Source organism: Streptomyces sp. NPDC048291, from assembly GCF_043201715.1.
Lineage (GTDB): Bacteria > Actinomycetota > Actinomycetes > Streptomycetales > Streptomycetaceae > Streptomyces.
Map to the genome: position 1 here is coordinate 131837 of NZ_JBICZC010000015.1, position 19187 is coordinate 151023.

The 19187-nt window shown below is 72.4% G+C and carries 15 protein-coding genes and 1 pseudogene; 9 read left to right on the top strand and 7 right to left on the bottom strand.

Translation table 11 applies throughout. The annotated features are described in order from the left end of the window. Positions 1-4: 4 nt before the first annotated feature. From ACGF5O_RS37005 to ACGF5O_RS37015, 3 genes are all read right to left on the bottom strand, one after another. Complete coding sequence (locus ACGF5O_RS37005) at positions 5-2272, bottom strand: nitrate- and nitrite sensing domain-containing protein (protein ID WP_393814297.1); 2268 nt, start codon at positions 2270-2272, stop codon at positions 5-7. 323 nt (positions 2273-2595) lie between these two features. After that, positions 2596-3510: a YceI family protein gene (locus tag ACGF5O_RS37010; RefSeq protein WP_393814298.1), complete on the bottom strand. Its 915-nt coding sequence runs from the start codon at positions 3508-3510 to the stop codon at positions 2596-2598. A 53-nt stretch (positions 3511-3563) separates the two neighbouring features. Further along, complete coding sequence (locus ACGF5O_RS37015; protein WP_393814299.1) at positions 3564-5303, bottom strand: FAD-dependent oxidoreductase; 1740 nt, start codon at positions 5301-5303, stop codon at positions 3564-3566. A gap of 161 nt (positions 5304-5464) precedes the next feature. Here ACGF5O_RS37015 and ACGF5O_RS37020 point away from each other — a divergent pair, with 161 nt between their 5' ends. Beyond that, positions 5465-7213 carry a sigma-54-dependent Fis family transcriptional regulator gene (locus tag ACGF5O_RS37020; RefSeq protein WP_393814300.1) on the top strand — a complete coding sequence of 583 codons (1749 nt, stop codon included), beginning with the start codon at positions 5465-5467 and terminating at the stop codon, positions 7211-7213. A gap of 267 nt (positions 7214-7480) precedes the next feature. Beyond that, positions 7481-7829: pseudogene (locus tag ACGF5O_RS37025) on the top strand (pentachlorophenol monooxygenase); the annotation flags it as partial. On the opposite strand, the gene ACGF5O_RS37030 reads toward ACGF5O_RS37025, so the two are convergent. Together ACGF5O_RS37030 and ACGF5O_RS37035 are read right to left on the bottom strand one after the other, a co-directional pair. Beyond that, positions 7808-8293, bottom strand: a complete 486-nt coding sequence (locus ACGF5O_RS37030; RefSeq protein WP_393814464.1) for a DUF5990 family protein — start codon at positions 8291-8293, stop codon at positions 7808-7810. The pseudogene ACGF5O_RS37025 and the gene ACGF5O_RS37030 overlap by 22 nt on opposite strands. Positions 8294-8382: 89 nt before the next feature. Continuing rightward, positions 8383-9720 (bottom strand): jacalin-like lectin, encoded by a 1338-nt coding sequence (locus tag ACGF5O_RS37035; protein ID WP_393814301.1) that lies wholly within the window; start codon positions 9718-9720, stop codon positions 8383-8385. Positions 9721-10214: 494 nt separating this feature from the next. Here ACGF5O_RS37035 and ACGF5O_RS37040 point away from each other — a divergent pair, with 494 nt between their 5' ends. After that, the gene (locus ACGF5O_RS37040) at positions 10215-10829 is read left to right on the top strand and encodes a lamin tail domain-containing protein (RefSeq protein ID WP_393814302.1); all 615 of its coding nucleotides are present in this window, start codon (positions 10215-10217) and stop codon (positions 10827-10829) included. A gap of 72 nt (positions 10830-10901) precedes the next feature. Here ACGF5O_RS37040 and ACGF5O_RS37045 read toward each other — a convergent pair whose 3' ends face one another. Further along, positions 10902-11858: a ScbA/BarX family gamma-butyrolactone biosynthesis protein gene (locus tag ACGF5O_RS37045; protein ID WP_393814303.1), complete on the bottom strand. Its 957-nt coding sequence runs from the start codon at positions 11856-11858 to the stop codon at positions 10902-10904. A 393-nt stretch (positions 11859-12251) separates the two neighbouring features. Here ACGF5O_RS37045 and ACGF5O_RS37050 point away from each other — a divergent pair, with 393 nt between their 5' ends. The 4 genes from ACGF5O_RS37050 to ACGF5O_RS37065 all read left to right on the top strand — a co-directional run bounded on the left by ACGF5O_RS37050 (position 12252) and on the right by ACGF5O_RS37065 (position 15093). Beyond that, on the top strand, positions 12252-12959 hold the full coding sequence (locus ACGF5O_RS37050) for an HAD family phosphatase (RefSeq protein ID WP_393814304.1): 708 nt from the start codon (positions 12252-12254) through the stop codon (positions 12957-12959). 282 nt (positions 12960-13241) lie between these two features. Further along, complete coding sequence (locus ACGF5O_RS37055; RefSeq protein ID WP_393814305.1) at positions 13242-13907, top strand: ScbR family autoregulator-binding transcription factor; 666 nt, start codon at positions 13242-13244, stop codon at positions 13905-13907. 225 nt (positions 13908-14132) lie between these two features. Continuing rightward, the gene (locus ACGF5O_RS37060) at positions 14133-14789 is read left to right on the top strand and encodes a ScbR family autoregulator-binding transcription factor (protein ID WP_393814306.1); all 657 of its coding nucleotides are present in this window, start codon (positions 14133-14135) and stop codon (positions 14787-14789) included. 175 nt (positions 14790-14964) lie between these two features. Then, on the top strand, positions 14965-15093 hold the full coding sequence (locus ACGF5O_RS37065) for a hypothetical protein (protein ID WP_393814307.1): 129 nt from the start codon (positions 14965-14967) through the stop codon (positions 15091-15093). A gap of 30 nt (positions 15094-15123) precedes the next feature. Here the strand turns inward: ACGF5O_RS37065 and ACGF5O_RS37070 are convergent, their stop codons facing one another. Beyond that, a complete protein-coding gene (locus ACGF5O_RS37070; protein ID WP_393814308.1) occupies positions 15124-16395 on the bottom strand; it encodes an FAD-dependent oxidoreductase in 1272 nt (423 codons plus the stop codon). Between the two features lie 452 nt (positions 16396-16847). Between ACGF5O_RS37070 and ACGF5O_RS37075 the strand changes: the two genes are divergently transcribed. Then, positions 16848-17816 (top strand): DMT family transporter, encoded by a 969-nt coding sequence (locus ACGF5O_RS37075; RefSeq protein WP_393814309.1) that lies wholly within the window; start codon positions 16848-16850, stop codon positions 17814-17816. A 297-nt stretch (positions 17817-18113) separates the two neighbouring features. Then, positions 18114-18968 (top strand): BTAD domain-containing putative transcriptional regulator, encoded by an 855-nt coding sequence (locus ACGF5O_RS37080; RefSeq protein ID WP_393814465.1) that lies wholly within the window; start codon positions 18114-18116, stop codon positions 18966-18968. Positions 18969-19187 lie beyond the last annotated feature (219 nt).

Genomic DNA, 19187 nt, shown 5'->3' on the forward strand with positions numbered 1-19187 from the left:
GGGCTCAGCCGTCCTGGGCGGGGCGGCGCCCGCGCTTCGACGCGCGACGGGTCCGGGCGGACGGCTCGGCCGGTCCGGCGGGCTCGGGGGCGGCGGACTCGGAACCGGCGGAAGCGGGGCCGACGGCCGTGCCGGGGGTTCCTGCCGCGGAGCGAGCGGGAGCGGTGGCGCCGAAAGTGCCGGACGGCGTCGCGGAGCGGGGTGCCGGGATGCCGTCGTCCCACGCCTCGTGCGCGCCGAACGGATCGGCCCCGCCGAACGGATCGGCCGGCCCGTCCGCGAGCAGGGCCGCCAGGTCGGTCGTGGCGCGTGCCTTGACGGTCGCGAGCGCCAGCGTGTCGGCGTCGGACCCGGCGCCGCCGCTCCAGGTGACGGTGCCCGGGAGCATGACGAGCGAGGTCGTGCCGGGGTTCCCGGCGGCCGGCCGCAGCTGGACCCGGATGCCGTGCCGGTCGGCCAGCCTGCCCACCACGAACAGGCCCATGTACTGGTAGACGTCGGCGTCCGCGGTCGGCGGGTTCGCCAGCTTGTGGTTGATCAGCGCGAAGTCCTCGGGCATCAGGCCGATGCCCTGGTCATGGATCTCCACCATGATCCGGGTGTCCGGCAGCCGGGTCGCCGTGACCCGGACCGGCGAGCGCGGCGAGGAGAACGAGGTGGCGTTCTCCAGCAGCTCGGCGAGCAGATGCACCAGGTCGGTGACGGCGCGGCCGTGGATCTCGGCCTCCGGGAGGCCCGCCAGCTCGATCCGCTCGTACTGCTCCACCTCGGAGGCCGCCGCCCGGACGACGTCGACCAGGGGAAGCGGGTGGTCCCACTGCTGGGTGGGGCGCTCGCCGCCCAGCACCAGCAGGTTCTCGCCGTTGCGGCGCACCCGGGTGGCCAGGTGGTCCAGCCTGAACAGGTTCGCCAGCTGCTCGGGGTCGGCCTCGCGCTCCTCCAGGTCGGTGATCAGGGCGAGCTGGCGCTCGATCAGCGACTGGTTGCGGCGGGACAGGTTGGTGAAGATCGTGTTGACGTTGCCGCGCAGCAGTGCCTGCTCGGCGGCCAGCCGGACCGCCTCCCGGTGCACGTGGTCGAAGGCCCGGGCGACCTCGCCTATCTCGTCGGTGGTGGTGATCGGGATCGGCGTGACCCGGGTGTCCACCTGGCCGGGCACGGCCTGCGACAACTGGGTGATCACCGCAGGCAGCCGCTGCTCGGCGATCTCCATCGCCGAGGCGCTGAGCCTGCGCATGCCCCGGCTCATCGAGCGGGCCACCCACGCGGCGAGCAGCACGGCCGCCAGCACGGCGCCGAGCGCGGCGGAGCCGTTGGTGATCGCGTCCCGTCGGGCGCCGGCGGCGATGCTCCGTGCGCTGGCGAGGGCGGTGTCGGTGAGCTGGACCTCGATACCGCGGTAGGCGTCGAAGGCGAGCGCGGACGCGGCGAAGAACGACTCGGGCGTGATGCCCTGGGCGGCCAGCTGCTCGGTCGGCGTCCCGGACGCGATCTCGCTGATCATCTTCGTCAGGGCCGGCGGCGTCACGAACGGCTGCCCGGCGGCCTTGGCCTCCTCGGCGGCCTTGGCGGTCTGCTCCGCCCCCTTCTTCTGCGCGTCCGCCAGCGCCGCCCGCAGCCGGGTCATGTCCCCGGCGGTACCGGCGCCCGCGTACTCCTGCAGGCCCACCTGTTCCAGGTAGGCGTAGGAGCTGAACGAGCCGAGCTGGGTCTGCAGTTCGCCCTCGCCGAGCGTGTCGCGGTTCTCGACCAGCAGGTGGGTGCCGATGGCCCGCACCAGGGACTCGGCCGCCTGGGTCAGGGAGATGGCGTACAGGGTGCGCCCGAAGCTCGCCTGGTTGTTGCTGCCGAAGCCCAGTTCGTTCGAGAGCTCCATCAGCGGGTGCTGCACGGCGTGGTAGCTCTCCTCCGTCTGCACCCCCGACGACTTGGCCGTGAACGCGCTGGCCCGCACCGCCGCCAGCTGCTTCTCGCCCGCCCGTACCAGCTCGATCCGGCGGGTGAGGCCCGCCGTCTTCGGCGCCCGGGCCACCGCCGCGTCGAACGCCTGCGCGTCGGCGTCGGTGACCTTGCGGGCCGCCAGTACGGCGGGCGCGTTCCGTTTGCCCTCCAGGAGCGGGATGACCGACACGTCGCGCTCGTTGATCGCGTCACTGGCGTAGGCGTTCGCCGCCTGCACCAACTCGGCCACGCGGACGGCGTCGTTGGCGTCCTGCAACGTGTCGACCGAGTTCTTCACCCGGATGCCGCCGAGGGCGAGCGCGACGAGCACGGGGATGAGAAGAATGGCCTGGAGGCGTCTTGCGACGCGCCAATTGCCGGTCAAGGGTCTGGACTTGGACAAGATCGTCCCACTTCACAACAGGGATGGCGTGCAGGGCTGAGCGTAGCCCGACGTTCTGTGGCCAAGTTTTAACACCCAGCGACCGGAATCGAGCGCTGTTTGGGTGAAGCGGTTTCTCCGAAATGGTACAAAGCTCAATCAAAACCATCGATGGTCAACGCACGGACCATGGAGTGGCCGGTCTGTGCCCCGTCCGTTCGGCGGACTGAACGGGCAGCGCTTGCCCCGCGGTTCCGGCGGAGCCGCCCCGGTCACTCCGGGGGCGTCGGCGTGTCCGGCGAGCGGTACATCGCCTGTACGTCGAGTTCCAGCTGCACCGTCGGACCCACCACCGCGATGCCACGGGCCAGCATGGACCGCCAGTTGAGCGTGTAGTCCTCCCGGTGCAGCTCGGCCGTGGCGAGCGCGGCGCAGCGCAGTTCCTCGCCGTAGCCGCCGTTGACCGTGCCCAGGTAGGTGGTGTCGAGCGAGACCGAACGGCTGACGCCGTGCATCGTCAGGGAGCCGAGGAGCGTCCACTTGCTGCCGCCCCGGTAGGCGAAGCGCGTGCTGGCGAAGTCGATGTACGGATACCGCTCGACGTCCAGGAAGTCCCCGGAACGCAGATGGTTGTCCCGGGTCGTGTTCCCGGTGTTGATGCTCGACGCGTCGATGCGCACCCGGACCGTCGACCGGCTCATGTCCGGGGCGACGCTGACCGAACCGTCGAAACGCTCGAACCTGCCGTGCACATGGGCCATGCCGACGTGCTTGGCGATGAACCGGATCGCGGTGTGCGGGGGATCGAAGACCCAGCCCCCGGTCGGCGGCAGCGGCAGCTGCCGGGCCGGCTGCAGCCGGATGTGGCCGGGCGCCGGGCAGCTGTCGGCGACGACGTCGACGGTCTCCCGGTGCGGATCCAGGCCCTCGGCGACGACCAGCACGCTGTAGCGCCCGGGCGGCAGGGCGGCCATGAAGAAACCGAAGGGGTCGGTCGTGCCCCGGGCCGCCACCTGGTGGGTGTCCAGCGCGGTGACCGTGACGTCGGCGCCGCCGAGCGGCTGGTCGACGGGGTCCAGGACGGTCCGGGCGACCCCGCCCGCACCGGGCGGCAGGGGCAGGGTGAGCCCCGCCGAACGGGCCGGGGTGTCCTTGGACCAACGGCGCCTGAGCAGCCCGAGGGCCATGCTGTTCACCTTTCGTGTCGCGTACTTGGGGGGGGAAGGGGGAGGTGGAGTCGTCAGCCGCGGCCCAGGATCCGCCGCAGCGCCTCGCCCAGCAGCTCCTCGGCGTTCGCGGCGGCGGCCGGGTGCCGGAAGGCCACGTACCCGTCCGGCCGCACCAGCAGCACGCCCGAGTCCGACACCTCGCTCAGCCGCGCCCAGTCGCCGTACGGGTCCTCGTACTCCTGGCCGGGGCCGACGACGACCGTGGCGATGTCGAGCTCGTGGGCGGTCGCCGCCCTCACCCAGCCCTCGCCGCCGATACCGGTGAGCAGGGTGAACCGGCCCCCGCCGACGGTGTCCAGGGTGGACAGGGTGCGGGTGCCCGACGTGAGCCAGGCGTGCGGGAGCTTGGCGCCCGGCCGGGAGCTGGGCTGGTGGTACAGCTCGGGGTCACGGGCGAAGCCGGGGTCGGGGGTGCCGTCGGGGACGATCGCGTCCGACGCGTAGCGCTGGTTGAGGTCGACGCCGTGCGCGTTGAACTCGTACACCTTGTGGGCGATCGCGTCCCGCAGCCGGGCCCGCTGCTTCGCGCCCGCCTCGGTGGGTTCCTTGCGGGCGGCGATGTTGGCCCAGAGCTGCTCGGGGGTCTGCGGGGTGAGACCGTCGAGCGCCTCGAAGACGGGCGCGGTCTCGCCGATCGACTTGTTGGCGCGGGTGACGATCTGCCGTCCCACGGGCGCGCGTTCGGCGGTGTAGGTGTCGAGGAGGCCCGGGTCCGCGGTGCCGTCGAGGACCAGCTTCAGCTTCCAGGCCAGGTTGTACGAGTCCTGGACGGAGGTGTTCGAGCCGAGCCCGTTGGACGGCGGGTGCCGGTGCACGGCGTCACCGGCGCAGAAGACCCGGCCGTTCGAGTAGGTCTCGGCGTACATCTCGTTCACCGTCCACGCCGAGGACGACCTGACGGTCACCGGGATGTCGTCGTCGCCCACCAGGTGCCGGACGACCGACTCCGCGTACTCGGTGGTCAGGTCGGGGGCGCCCGCCGAGACGTCGTACCCCCACACGATCAGCCACTCCGTCCAGGGGCGCACGCAGCGCACCAGACCCGCGCCGATGCCGCCGACGGTCGCGCCCGGTGCCAGCACCCAGTACAGGGTGGCGGGCCGGTGGGCGGTGTACCTGCTCAGGTCCGCGTCGAAGACGATGTTGATGCTGCCGGCCACGCCCATCTGACCGCCCATCGGCAGCCCCGCGTCCTCGGCCACCTTCGAACGGCCGCCGTCCGCGCCGATGAGGTACTTGGCGCGGATCGTGTACGCGTCGCCGCGGACCCGGTCCTCGACGGTGACGGTCACTCCGTCCGCGTCCTGCGTGAACGACTTGTAGACGGTGCTGTAGCGGAGGACGGTACCGCGGGCTACGGCGGCGTCGACCAGGACCGGCTCCATGAGGTGCTGTGGTATGTCACACATCACCGTGGGGCTCGCCAGCTCGTGCGCCGCCTGCACCAGCGGCTCGTTCCCCCAGGACCGCACCCGCCCCAGCTCCTCGCCGGCCAGGCTGGTGCAGAAGGTGGTGTTCCCCATCAGGTGCTGCGGGGTGGCCCGCGCGAGGGCCTCCTGCTCGACCCCGAGGTCGCGCAGGGCCTCCATGGTGCGCTGGTTGGTGATGTGGGCGCGCGGTGTGTCGGCGAGCGACGCGTAGCGGGTGACGACCATGTTCGGTACGCCGTAGGTGCTCAGGGCCAGGGCGGCCGAGGCACCGGCGGGGCCGCTGCCGACGATCAGGACGTCGGTCACGACATCGGTGTGCACGGGGAACTCCGGGGGGAAGGACGGAAACCGACCGTTCAAGATCATGAAACGGGGCGGACGTCCATGGGTGTCTCAATCCGAGACACCCGGTGTACGGCGGAACCCGGCGGGGCCCGCCGGTCGTTGCTCCTTCAACTGTTCCCGGTACGGTGAGGGGCGCCATGACCACCGCAGAGCATCCCCCCGCGGCCGGCCTGCCGTCCACGGCCCGCCCCGCGCTCGGCCAACTGCGCCGGGCCCGCGCCCGCTTCCTCGCCGGGCACCCGCCGCCGGCGGACGTACCTGACGAGGTGGCGGCTGCCTGGCGGCGCGCCCGTTTCTACGGCGTACGACCCGACGCCGCTGCCGACTCCGCGACCGACGCTGCGACCGACTCCGCGGGCCTCGCCCCGCAGTCGCCCGACCCCGCACTCCTCGAGGCGGCCCGGCCGGTGCTGGAGCGGCTCGCTCCGGTGCTCGTCCACGAGCGCGCCACCCTCCTGCTCACCGATGCCCGGCTCCGCGTGCTGTGGTCCGCAGGGCACGCCCCGCGCGACACGCTCCGCCCCGACCTCTCCGAGCAGAGCGTCGGCCCCAACAGCGCGGCCCTGGCCCTGCGCACCGGCCACCGCGCCGAGGTGCACGGACCCGAGCACATCCTCGACATGTGGCAGGAGGTCTCCGCGGTGAGCGTGCCGCTGCGGGCCCCCGGCGACAGCAGGCCGGTCGGCACCGTCACCGTCGCCTCGGCCCTGTGCGGCGGCTGCGCACCGCATCCGCAGGCGGCCCTGGCCGAGGCGACGGCCGCGGTGGTGGAGGCGGAGCTGCGGGCGTACACCCGTGCGCCGGAACGGGCCCTGCTGGACGCCTACCTCTCGGCGTGCGCGGGCCAGGACCGGCCGGTGGCGGCCTTCGCCGGGCACAGCCGGCTGGTGAGCGGGGCGGCGGCCCAGCTGCTGTCGGCGCGGGACGTCGAGGACCTGGAACGCGCCGTGCACGAGGCGCTGCGCGAGGACACGCCCGGCACCCGCCTTCCGTGCGCCGCCACGGTCGAGATCGTCCGCCACCAGGGCCGGGTCGTCGGCGCCGTCGCCGTACTGGAACCGGCGCCCGGCCGCGCCCCGTCCACCCCCGCGGGGCGCCCGCCCACCGCACTGGCCGGACACTCGGTGCCGTGGCGGCACGCCACCGAACGCGCCGCCGAACTGGCCACCGCCCACGCCCCGTTGCTGCTCGTCGGTGAACGCGGCACCGGAAAGACCACCCTGGCCCGCGAGTTGCTCGGCGGAACCGAGCCGCTCGTCGTCGACGCCGCCGAAGGCGACCTGCACGAGACGCTCCCCGCCGACCCCCACGGCAGCCTCGTACTGCGCCACGCCGAACGCCTGGCACAGCACGACGTGGCCGCGATCGTCGCGCTGCTCGAATCCCGGCCCACCGCACCCCTGTTGGTCACCTACACCCCGGGAGCGCCCCCCGGCCCCTGCCTCCAGCGGCTCCTCGACACCCTGGCCGCCCGCTCGGTCACCCTGCCCGCCCTGCGCGAGCGGCCCGAGGACATAAAGGAGTTGCTCGCCGCGGTGGCCCCGGCGCCGGAGCCCGGGCAGCCCCCGCTCACCTGGACACTCGACGCCCGGCGCGCCCTCGAGCGGTACCCATGGCCCGGGAACGTCACCGAACTCACCCACGTCGTACGGTCGTTGGCACGGCGTCGGCGGGCGGTGGGGCCGGTCCGGCGCACCGAGCTGCCCGACCCCGTGCGCGAGGGACCCGCCGAACGCCCACTGACCCCCATGGAGGACGCGGAACGCACCGCGATCCTGGTGGCCCTGCGCCGCCACGGCGGCAACAAGGCCCGGACGGCCGCCGCCCTGGGCATCGGCCGCGCGACGCTCTACCGGAAGCTGCGCAGCTACGGCAGCCACGCCTGAGCGCTCCGCCGGAAGCGCCGCGCACTCCGGAAGTGCCGCGATCTGCCGTCTGCCGTCTGCCGTCTGCCGTCTGCCGTCCGCCGTCCGCGGCGCCGCCACCGGGCCGCGCCGGGTACCGGCGGCGGTGTCGCGGCTCGCCGCCCGTCCGCGCCGGGGCGACCACGGAGGTACCGAACAGGTCCGAGGCCACCTGCTGGGAGACACCCGTGACGCACACAACCGACGTCCTGATCATGGGCGCCGGCCCGGTAGGGCTGAGCGCCGCCGCCGGACTGCACCGGCCTCACCACGCCGGTCGCCGGGTACCCGCTGCGTCTGCTCGACGTCCTGCGGGACCGCCCGGACCACGTCGTGCTGCTCTACGCGGCGGACCCCACCGACGTGATCAAAGCCGTCCTCGCCCCCCGGCTGGGACGTCCTGGCCATCCGCGCGGAGGACGGCACCCACGTGCCCCTCGTCCCCGAATACCGGGACACGGCCGGCGAGTTCGCCCGCCTCTACCGTCCCGACGGCCCCACCGGCTTCGTCGTCCGCCCCGACGGCCACCTCGGCGCCCGCTTCCCCCTGACGGACACCGAGACCGCGCTCGCCGCCTACCGCGAGGCACTCGGCTGAGGACCGCTCCCGGCACTCCAGACGACGGCCGGCGGTACGACCCGTGCGCACAGCGGCATGCCCCGGGCGTCGGTCAGCCCGAGCCGGCCGACCAGCAGCCCGTCCCGTGCCGCCGCCTCGGCCACCGCGCCGGGGACGGCGTCGAGCATCAGCTTGGCCCGGCGGAACATCGTGAAGGCACCCCCGGGGTCCATGGTCCCCCAGGACAGGTAGACGAACCGGCCGCCGGGGCCGCCCTGGACCCAGGGTCCCGTGATGTCGACGCCGGTGGCGGTGACCGCCGTCGTGCACGGCAGGGTCCAGGTCGCGGAGGCGGCGTCGCCGGGCTGCGGGTCGAGCAGCTCGGCGGGGCGGTTGCGGCGCTGTACGGCGACGTGGATGCCGCCGTACCGGGCGGAACCGCTGTCCGCGGGTGCCGGGCAGGAGCGGCCCGGCAGCTCGGTGGCGTCGATGCGCAGGTCCATGGCGGTCACGCGGCCATCATCGCCGACATGCCGCTCGCGCCGGCCGGCCGGCGGACGTGGGGAACGGTCCGCCGGCCGGCCGGGCGCGGTCAGCGCTTCGTGTAGATGAAGCCGACCTTGTCCAGCTCGTCACCGGAGCGGCCGTGGAAGCCGGCGATCTGCCAGCCCGACGGCGCGGTGCGGGTCACGCAGTCCGAGGTCGTCGTACCACCGGCGAGGGTGCGGCCCAGGTTGGTGGTGAACTTCGCGTAGAAGATGCGGGTGGTGTTGTTGTACTTGCTCTCGCACAGGTACGCCGTCGTGACGTACTCACTGCTGCCCAGCGTCAGCGAGGACGCCGTGCCGCCGGTGCCGCCGTGGGTCAGCGTGGTGCCGTCGGCGAGCGTGATACCGACCTGGTCGACCCGGGAGCCGGAGCGCAGCGAGACGGTGGTGGCGCGGGCGCCGGCGGCCACCTTGTCGATGTCCTGGTAGTAGTCGCCGTGCGGACCGCCGAACTGGTCGCTCAGCTGGAAGTCCGCGTTCTGGGACCAGGAGAAGCCGACCGTGATCGGGTCGTGGTCGGAGAGCATCAGGCCGTCGCTCGTCAGGAACTTGGCGTGCTCGTTGTTGTACGAGGTCGCGTTCAGGTTCACCAGCTTGCTGCTGCGGTAGAGGACCTTGTCCACGACCTCGCAGGTGTTGGGCACGGTCGCCCCCGACTGGTCGCAGACCAGCGCGTCGCTGCCCTTGGCCGGCGCGCTGCCGCCGCGGATCAGCTGCACCCAGGCGTCGGTGAGCCCGTTGTTCGAGGCGAACTCCGCGATCGTGTCGGCGGAGCGGGTGTAGCGGGTGTTGGTGTCACCCATCACCACGACGGCGTTGCCGGCCGAGTGGGTGCTGATGAAGGACGTCAGCTGGCTGAGGTTGTCCGCCCGGGAGGCCTCGTCGCCGTCGTTCGTGCCCGCGTTGGTGTGCAGGTTGTAGAAGTCGACGTAGACGCCCTCGGCGAGCCGCTCGCGCATGAAGGTGAAGCCCTTCGGCGTGAGGCAGTCGCCGGAGTCGATCTGGCAGGAGTTCCAGCCGTCCCGCTCGAAGTCGTCCGTGTCCCAGGCGTAGTTGGAGACGGTGTTGAGGCCGCTGCCGATGCCCGCGCCGCCGCTGGTCGCGGTGCGGTAGGGGTGGGTGTCGGTGGAGTACAGGTACGCGTGGTAGTTGAAGTCCTCCTGGACGTTGACGATGTCGTACGGCGCGATGCGCGTACCGATCGCCGTGGTGCTGGTGTCGCGCGGGGTGGGCGCGCTGGACAGGCCTTCCGGAAGTCCGGCGACGTTGTACGTGAGCACGCTGAACGTGCCCGAGCCGGCCGCCGCGGCCGGGGTGGCCGTCGCCGTGAGCCCGCCGAGAGCGGCGACCGCGGCCGCCAGACAGGCAACGAGTCTGCGCATGGGGGTGTCTCCTACGGGGAGGGGGTGCGCTGAGAGGTGTGGGCATGCCAATGAGGCACGCCAAAAGGTAGCGGTAACCGCTTTCCCCCGAACCCCCCTTGTTACTAACCAGTTTGGAAATTCCTCGTGACGCCCGGAAGATCGGCTCCTCCCCGTGGGCCGATCGGCCGCTGACTGTTACTCACTTTCGGGTGAGCCGGGCGTTGTCCGCCCGTCGGTTCGGGGCGGCCGAGGCCGTTACCTGCGGGGCGGAAGAGGCTGAAGAGGCGTCAAATCCGCCCATTCAACTAATAAATGGACGTTACATCCGAGAGTCATAGGAAAGCGAAGGATCCGTAATGGGCGCCGTGTGCCGCCGGGTCCGCGCCCGGCCGGGGCGCAGGGTGTGGCTGCGCGGCCGTCCGGTCGCCATCTCGCCCCACGCACCCCGCGCGGCCTGCGGCTTCGTGCCGCACGCGGCAGGGGTGTGCACGAACCCCGCGAAGGGGGACCACGTGTCCGTTTCCGTTTCCGCGACCGCTCGCCGTCTCGGCTCCGCCGCCGCCGTGGCGGCCGCCCTGGTGGGCGTCACGGCCCTGCCGGCCGCGGCGACCGCCGCCAGCCCCGCGATGCCGTACCGCGACGCGGTCGTCATCAGTGCCGTACAGCACGACCTGCAGGGCCGCGCGGTCTTCTCCGGCCGCGCCCTGAACCGGGAGTGGGTGGACGTCACCAACACCTCGCGCCGGGACGTGAACCTCAGCGGCTGGTCGCTGTCGGACGCCGCGGGCAACACCTACACCTTCCGCCACTACCGGCTGGCCGGCGGTGCCACCGTCCGCGTCCACACCGGCGAGGGCCGGGACACCCGCACGGACCTGTACCAGGACCGCCGCTCCTCGGTGTGGAACCGCTATGCCGACACCGCCACCCTGCGCAACGACCGCGGGCGCTACGTCGACTCCGCCTCCTGGAGCCTGCACCACCGCCGCGACGCGGACGAGCGGCACGCGTTCGCCCACCACCCCGCGGAGGGCCGCCACGCCTTCGCCCACCACCCGGCGGAGGACCGCCCCGGCTTCGCCCACCCGGCCGTGAACGACCGGCACGCCTTCAGCCACCGTCGCTGATCCGCGGAACGTCCGCCGCCCGGCTCCCGCGAAGGGGCCCGGCGGCGGACGTGTGTCACCGCGGTGCCCGCGTCAGGCCCGGACGACCGGCCCGCTCACCGTGGAGGCGAAGACGACCTCGCCGTCCTGCACGCCGACGACGTCGACGGTCGCGGTGCCGTCGCCCCTGGCCGTCATCCCCGTGACGCCGATCCAGCAGGGGCTGTCGAGTTCGACGTAGCGGTTGAACGACGTGGACGTGCTCGCCGGGATCAGGGCACGGGGCGCCAGCATCGCGCAGGCGGCCTGCCGGGCGCCCTCCATCAGGACCATGCCCGGCAGGTGGTCGCCACCGTGGTCGAACAGGATCGGGTGGTCCAGGTCCGGGGTGAGCAGCCAGCGGTCCGGCGCGTCCGTGGCCGTCAGCACCACGTCGGCGGGGGAGGTGCGGCCCACGGCCGCCGGTCGCATCGGATCCGCCGCGACGGCCGGGCCGACCGGAACCGCCTTCTTCTCCCCGCGTGTGGCGCGCAGCCGGGCGTAGACGGGCGGCGTGACGACGGAGTACCGGCCCTCCCCGCGGGCCACGGGCACGCCGTCCCGGCGCAGGGTGAACCCGATGCCCATCCGGCGTGCGGACGTCCGGCCGCCCGGCGCGGAGTCCGGGCAGGCCACGTCGAGTTGGAAGTCGGTGGGGCGGGAGGCGATCCGCAGCCGCTCCAGGTCGGTGTGGCAGCTGAGCGACCACAGCACGAAGTGGTGTCCGAGCGGCACGCCGTGCTCCGCGTGCGTCACGAACATGCCGGCCTGCCGAAAGGTCTCGGCGGCCTGAAGCGGGTCATGGCTCGCACCGTCGGCGCTGTTGAAGAACGTGTGGGCGCGGGGCCACTGCCCGGTGAGGGAGAACCGCTGCCCGTCGTCCTGGGCGGTACACCCGGTGAGGAACACCTCGGCGAGGGACGCGCGGTGGACGTACTCCTTGGGGACCGTGGTGGTCAGCCGGGGCAATACGGGCAGACCCACTCCGATCCCGCTCGCGGACAGACTCATCCATGACCCCCCGTCGGAAAGCTCTTCGTTGGATTGGAGCTCTGTTCGACGCCTATAAGATACGGACCTACCGGTTTTCTCGGGTCGGCCACCAGGTAAAGGATTCACCAAGCGTGGTTCGACTCGATCCATGCATGACTCCGCTCAGTGGTGGTCTGGCCAAGTATTTTTGCGCTCAACCACGCCGAAGGCACGGCGATAAACGGACTAACTGGCGGATGTCGACGGCCTGTTGTCGATGGATCCGGGGCCCGTGCGGCCTTCACGGAAACATGACCGACGGTTTCTTTTGGCCACGGTCCGGGGAGTTGACCCGCCCGCCGCGGCACCCGGAACCCCCCCGCCCCGGGAGCCCCTGCATGATGGTCGAACGGCCTGCGAGAGGGAGACCCGATGGAACCACTGCGCACCCTGCGCCTCGCCGCCGTCAACATCGACGGCGTCCTGCTCGACGACAGCTTCAGCCCCGTCCTGTACCGGCTCGTCCTCAAGTACGGCGGCGCGTACACCCGGGAGCTGGAGCAGCGGCTCTTCTCGCAGTCCCGGCTCGCGGCCGCGAAGGTGCTGCTGGAGGAGACCGGCGCAGGGGTGAGCGAGCAGGAGGCCATCGCCGACTACTTCGCCGAGCGCGAGCACTACCTGCGCGACCACCCCGTCCGCACCCTCGACGGCGCCGAGGAACTCCTGCACCGGTTGCGCGGCCTGGGGCTGGACGTCATCTGCTACGGCGGCCTCGACGTGACCCACTTCCGCCGTCATCTCGGCGCCTGGGAGCACCTGTTCACCGCCCCGCACTACATCTGCACCGACGACATCCGCCCCGGCATCCGGGAGATCGTCAGGGACCGCTTCGGCCTCGACTACCACCAGGCCCTCTTCATCGACGACGTCGCCCGCTTCGCCGGCCACGCCAGGCGGCTGGGGGTGCCCTTCGTCGGCCGTCCCAGCACCTTCGAACACGGCTTCCAGCCCGGGCTGATGCGCGAACTCGGCGTCCGGCACCTGGTCGGCGGCCTCGCCGAGATCGACGAGGAACGCCTGCGCACCCTCGACCGCGAGGCCGGGCTCGGCACCGTGTGGCAGGACGCCGGCCCGGCGTAGGCCACGGAGGGCGCCGCCCTGCGGGGCGGTGACGGGGCGAGCTTGGTCACGGGTGCCACACTTGGCGTGGACGGCGGACGCATCGCCTGGTGAACTGCCTGCCCTGCAGGTCCCGCGCCGACGCCCGGGCTCCGGCGCGCGACCAGCGCGCAACCGGGGCGCAACGGGGGCGGAGTCGAAGCGGGACCGGCCGGGAATCGGTCCCGTGCGGCCGAAATACCGACCCCCGTTTGGGGTAAGGTACGTCACGTCCGGTTTTGTTTTGACCGAGGAGGGGTCCCCATGGCGCGTCAGGAGCGTGCGATTCGGACCCGGCGCGCTGTTGTCGAGGCCGCCGCCGCGGTCTTCGCGGAGCGCGGATACACGGCCGCCACGATCTCCGAGATCCTCGAGCGGGCCGGAGTGACCAAGGGTGCCCTGTACTTCCACTTCGACTCCAAGGAAGCCCTCGCGCGGGGCGTCATCAACGCCCAGATCAGCGACGACTACTGGGTGCCGCGCGAGCTGAAGCTCCAGGAGTGGGTGGACATCGGCATGACCCTCGCCCACCGGATCCCCAAGGAGGTCATCCTCCTCGCCGGCATACGGCTCTCCGCCGACCTCCAGGGGCGCTCCCTGTTCGGCAGTGCCTGGCCCGCCTGGACCGAGCTGGTGACGGACAAGCTCGTGGAGGCCAAGGAGCGCGGTGAGGTGCTGCCGCACGTCGATCCGCGCGAGACCGCCGAGTGCTTCCTCGGAGCCTGGATCGGGACCCAGTTCATGTCCGAGGTGGTCTCCGACTGGACCGATCTCAACGACCGGATCTCCGTCCTCTACAACCACGTACTGCCGGCCATAGCCACTCCAGCGGCCCTGATCCGGCTGGACACCGCTCCCGACCGGGGCGCCCGGGTCGTCGAGGAAGTCGAGCGCCACCGGCAGGAATCACCCGTACCCGCCGAGGCCTGACCAGTCTCGGACCAAACCATCCGCCTGGTTTGTTGTGCCCTCGACCGACGCATACGCGGCGGGCGGAGTACCGTCACAGCCGTCCGGCCGAGTCCCGTGCGTCACGCGGGCGCCGACAAACCTACCGATCGTGCTGTTTTCAACGTTTTCGAATCGCAATGCTGCAGGCCCAGGGGGAATCGGACCTTCCAATTCCGGATTCGCCCGGAACGACAGGGGGACGCGATGGTCAAGCAGCTACGGGCGGCCCGAACCCGGCAGGCCCTCGTGCTCGCCGCCGCCGAGATCTTCGCCGCCGACGGGTACGCGCTCTCCTCGCTGCCCACGATCAGCCGGCGGGCCGGTGTGAGTGCCGGAGCGCTGCACTTCCACTTTCCCAGCAAGGAAGCCCTCGCGACCGAGGTGGAGAGCGCGGCCCGGCGGGCCGTCGAGCAACTGGTCGCCGACCGGCGTCCGTCGGCCGCCTCCGCGCTGCACCTGCTGGTCACGGTCACCCGCGAGGTTCTGGCCGCGGTCGCCGCCGACGTCGTCGTCCGCGCCGGATTCAGGCTGAGCGTCGATCCCTCCCGCAAGAACGGCACGGGCTTCGGCTGCTGGTGGCGTGCCTGGGTGTGCGAGGAGCTCCTGCGGGCGCAGCATGCGGGGGAGCTGGCCGACGGGGTGTCACCGGACCGGGTGGCCGCGGTGATAGTCGCCGCGACGCTCGGCTTCGAGGTGCTCGGCGCGGCGGAGCGGGACCGGATCCCACCCCGCCACGTCGAGCAGTTCTGGTCCCTGGTGCTGCCCCAACTCGCGGCACACGGCGACCAGTTCGCGAGCGTCACGCACCCCGGCTCCCGGCCCAGGGCCGACAGTACGCCGACCGGCCGGAGTCCGGTCTGACAAACCGACCGTGCCGTTTTATTTGGAGCCAGGGAACCGTCCGACATCACCCGCGGATGGTGGACGAGCAGCGGGACGGCCTGCACATCGGGGTCCTCGGTGCCGGTGACCGTCGGCACGCTCACCGGGGAACTCCGGGGACGACAGCCACCGCCCGGCGCGCCCCCCCACCCTGGTGCGCGACCGGGGCCTGGAACCCGCTGCCGCGCCGGGCCGGATACGGCAGCCGGTGCTGTCGGCCGTCACCGACGACATCCAGCCACCCGGTCCCGGTACGGCGGACCCGCTCGCCAGGATCGGCTGACGGGCCCGCCCCGATCCGCCGACGCGTTGCTCAGGCGGCAGCGACGTGCCGGGCGATGCGGACGGCGGCGAACTCCGTGCCCGCCACGAACCGCATCATCGGCCCGAACATCGGGGCCGCGAGCGAACCGGTGAAGTACAGGCCGGGCACCGACGACTCGAACGTGCCGCGCAGCGCGGGCGCCTTCGAGCCCGGCACGCACGCCACGGCGCGCCGTACCGACGGCGAAAGGAACGGCAGCGCGTCCAGATCCAGCCGGTAACCGGTGGCCGCCAGCACATGGTCGACCGTGACGGACTCGCGCTCACCCCCGGGGCCCGCGACGTCCAGGCGCACCTCCGGCCCGTGGAGCACGGCGCCCGTGACCCGGCGCGAGGTGCGCACCGGTACGACACCCTCCACCCGGTCCCGCAGCCACCAGCCGCCCGACGGGCCGAGCGCCCGGCGGAACAGCAGCAGCCGGGCCGCCGCGGGCAGCCACCGCACACCACCGGGTGACGCGCAGACACCGGCCAGGATCCAGCCCGTGCCGAGCGGCGAGGCCGGTTTGGCCACCCGCTGCGTCCAGGGCCGGGCCAGGTCGGGCGTCATGCCCCACAGCACCGTCCGCTCACGCACCAGGACCTGCGCCTCGGCGCCCGCCTCGTGCAGCAGAGCGGCGCTCTCCAGCGCGGACTGGCCGCCGCCGATGACGGCCACCCGCCGTCCCGCGTACACGGACAGATCCGTGTGGTGGCTGGTGTGCGACACGCGGGCCCGCGGACCCGGCCCCTCGGGTGCGAGCTGCCGCAACTCGTCCGGGACATGGGCGAGACCGTTCAGCCCGGTCGCCACCACGACGGCCGAGGCCGCCATCTCCTTCCCGTCGTCCAGCCCGACGACGAAGCCGGGGCCGTCCGCCGACCGCTCGACCCCCGTCACCCGGGCCGGCTCGACCTCACCGACGTACCGCTTCTGGAACCACTGCCCGTACCGCACGAAGACGTCGCACGGGATCGGTGTCAGCTCGGTGAGTTCCGGCTCGCTCTGCGCGCGCCGGAAGTCCGCCAGCCGGCCGCCGGGCTCCGGCGCCGACAGGTCGGTCGCGTCCGGCGTCGATTTCAGGTACATCCCGGTGGCCATGGCGTGCCGCCAACTGCCCATCACGTCACCGAAGACGCGCACCGGCGCCCCCGTCGCCCGCAAGTGGGCCGCCACCGACAGCCCGTACGGGCCGGCGCCGATCACGACGACGGGTGGCCGCCCGTGCCCGGTGGCCGCCTGCTCCTGGGCAGGGCGCTGCCCCGGAAGCGACTGCGTCATGCATTCCCTCCGCTGGTCTGCTCGCCGCCCTCCCCTGGGCGACGCGACACTGCGGGATGGCACGTCCGGCGTGAATCGGACGTGCACGTCCCCCCTCCGCGGGTGAGTCTCTCCCACGGGCGGGCGCCGGGAAACGATATCGGCGCACGTTGGCCAAAACTTGGTCGAACCATACGACAAGTGGCACTAGTCGGATCATCGGTGTGCGACGGGCGGATACCGGTGATCACCAGAGCGACAGGAATGATCGGCGCGCTTGCCGCGCCTGTACGATCGACCCGTGAACACCTACTGGCACGTCGTTCTGCCGCCGCTCTGCGCCTGACGGGCGCACACACCGACGGATCGAACCCGAGTTCCCGGCCCTGCCTTCGAGGCGGCCCGGAGCCGGTGTCGTGCGCCCGTATCGAAACCAGTCCGCAGACGGTATTCGACGACGGAAGTTCACGACTGTGCCCAACGACACCTCATCCCGCTGTTCCCGCGCGCAGGGCGACGCCGCCGCGCGCCCGCGTCCCCGCCGTACCGGCCCGCTCGCCGGGCCGCTCCCGATCCTCACGGCCGCCGTGCTGTGGGGCACCACCGGGACCGCCGGTTCCCTCGCCCCCGCCGGAGTCCCGGCCGCGGCCGTCGGTGCCGCCGGCCTGGCCCTCGGCGGCCTGCTCCTGTTCCTGACCGCCCCCGGCAGCCGCTCCCTGCCCAGGGCCTGCGACGGCGGCGAACGCCGGCTGCTCGCCCTGGGCACCCTCGCGGTCGCCGGTTACCCGCTCACCTTCTATCCCGCCGTGGCGCGCACCGGGGTGGCCGCGGCCACCGTGATCGCGCTCGGCGGCGCCCCCGTCCTGGCCGGCCTCCTCGCCTGGCTCACCCGCCGGTCCCGGCCCTCGGCCCGCTGGGCCGCCGCGACCGCGGCGGCCGTCCTCGGCTGTACGGTGCTCGTCCTCGGCCCGGAACTCGCCGGTGACGGCGCCCCCGTGGACGCCCTCGGCGTCCTGCTGGCGGGCCTCGCCGGCCTGTCGTACGCCGTGTACGCCCTGGTCGGCGGGCAGCTCATCGCCCGTGGACATGCCTCAGGCGCCGTGATGGGGGTGATGTTCGGGGGAGCGGCGCTCCTCGTGCTGCCGGTGGTGCTCCGGAGCGGGGGCGGCGGGCTCCTGACGGAACGGGGAGCGGGCGTCGTCCTGTACCTGGGGGCGATCACCACCTTCCTCTGCTACCGCCTGTTCGGACACGGCCTCGGCCACACCACCCCTCAGGTCGCGACGACCATGACGCTGGCCGAGCCGGCCGTCGCCGCGGTCCTGGGAGTCACGGTCCTGGGCGAGCGCCTGCCGGGCGTCTCCTGGTGCGGACTGGCCGTCCTGGCACTCGGCATCGTGCTGCTCGCCCTCCCCGCGGACACCGGCGGGCAGGACGCCTGACCTGACCCGCAGGGGTCAAGTAACCGACCGGATGGTCTCTTTCTTGCTTCCGCCGGGGGCGAGATTCCGCCTGATTCCGTGACCGATTCGAGGGATCGGTCTACCGGTGTGCAGCCCCGCCGGTCGTCGAAATAGTGCCGTTGCGCTGCAAGTTCGACGACCGGTGAGGGTGCGGCGAAGTCCTGCGACGGTTCGCGGACGGTTCGCCGGAAGCGCTCCGGCCGGGAGTCTGTTGACAGACCGTCCATGCTGTTTTCTACTGGCGAAGTGTCAGACGAGAAGGCCAGGGAGACGCGTGTGGACATCGGGCTGCTGGGAGCACTGGACGTGCGGGAGAGCGGGGTCTCCGTCGTCCCGACCGCGCCGAAGCCCCGCCAGCTGCTGGCTCTGCTGGCACTGTGCGCCGACCAGGTGGTGCCCGTCCCGACCCTGATCGAAGAACTCTGGGCGGGCACTCCGCCGCGCAGCGCCCGCACCACCCTGCAGACCTACGTGCTCCAGCTCCGGGAGCTCATCGCGGCGGCGCTGCGCCGGGGTGCGGATCCCGAGGGCACGGCCGCCCGGTCCGCGAAGGACGTGCTGACGACCCTGCCGGGCGGCTACCTGCTCGTCACCGGAGGCGGAGGCAGCGACATCCGCGAGTTCGAGCTGCTGTGCGCGCAGGGCTGTCGCGCCATGGACGACGGGAACCTCGCGGGCGCCTCGGGCACCCTGCGCCGGGCCCTGGACCTGTGGACCGGGCCGCCCTTCGCCGACGTGTCCACCGGGACCCACCTGGCCGTGGAGGCGCGGCGCCTGGAGGAGAGCCGGCTGTGCGCCCTGGACCAGCGCATCGAGGCCGACCTCCGGCTGGGCCGGCACCGTGCACTGCTCGCCGAACTCACCGTCCTGACCAGCCGCTACCCCTCCCACGAGAACCTGCACGCCCAGTTCATGCTCGCCCTCCACCGCTCCGGCCGGCGCGGCGAGGCCCTCCTTGTCTACCAGCAGCTGCGCACCCTCCTCGTCAGGGACCTCGGACTGGAGCCGTCGGCACGCCTGCGTCGCCTCCAGCAGTCCATCCTCACCGCCGCCGACACCCCCGGCACCCCGCCGCACCACGACGACCTGACCGCGCCGGCACCGGGCGGGGGGCTGGCCCGCGCGCTGTGAACCTCCATGAGCCTTCACATGCCTCCACATGCCCCCGCATCCAGTGACTGCCAGGTTGTCCGCTGGTGAACGAGTGGTTGCGAGACTGTGGGTTGTTCCCCGTCCGGGCAAAGGGTTGCTTCCGGAGTTCACAAGAGATCTTGTTCATCCATTCACAGTGCACTTACAACTTGCTGCCACAGCCAGCATGAACACGGCGACGCCCTGACGCATCGGCTG

Coding starts and splice junctions, on each gene's coding strand:
- ACGF5O_RS37060 (WP_393814306.1), top strand. CDS start 14,133: ATGGTCAAGCAGCTACGGGCGGCCCGAACCCGGCAGGCCCTCGTGCTC.
- ACGF5O_RS37010 (WP_393814298.1), bottom strand. CDS start 3,510: ATGGCCCTCGGGCTGCTCAGGCGCCGTTGGTCCAAGGACACCCCGGCC.
- ACGF5O_RS37030 (WP_393814464.1), bottom strand. CDS start 8,293: ATGGACCTGCGCATCGACGCCACCGAGCTGCCGGGCCGCTCCTGCCCG.
- ACGF5O_RS37070 (WP_393814308.1), bottom strand. CDS start 16,395: ATGACGCAGTCGCTTCCGGGGCAGCGCCCTGCCCAGGAGCAGGCGGCC.
- ACGF5O_RS37050 (WP_393814304.1), top strand. CDS start 12,252: ATGGAACCACTGCGCACCCTGCGCCTCGCCGCCGTCAACATCGACGGC.
- ACGF5O_RS37020 (WP_393814300.1), top strand. CDS start 5,465: ATGACCACCGCAGAGCATCCCCCCGCGGCCGGCCTGCCGTCCACGGCC.
- ACGF5O_RS37035 (WP_393814301.1), bottom strand. CDS start 9,720: ATGCGCAGACTCGTTGCCTGTCTGGCGGCCGCGGTCGCCGCTCTCGGC.
- ACGF5O_RS37045 (WP_393814303.1), bottom strand. CDS start 11,858: ATGAGTCTGTCCGCGAGCGGGATCGGAGTGGGTCTGCCCGTATTGCCC.
- ACGF5O_RS37055 (WP_393814305.1), top strand. CDS start 13,242: ATGGCGCGTCAGGAGCGTGCGATTCGGACCCGGCGCGCTGTTGTCGAG.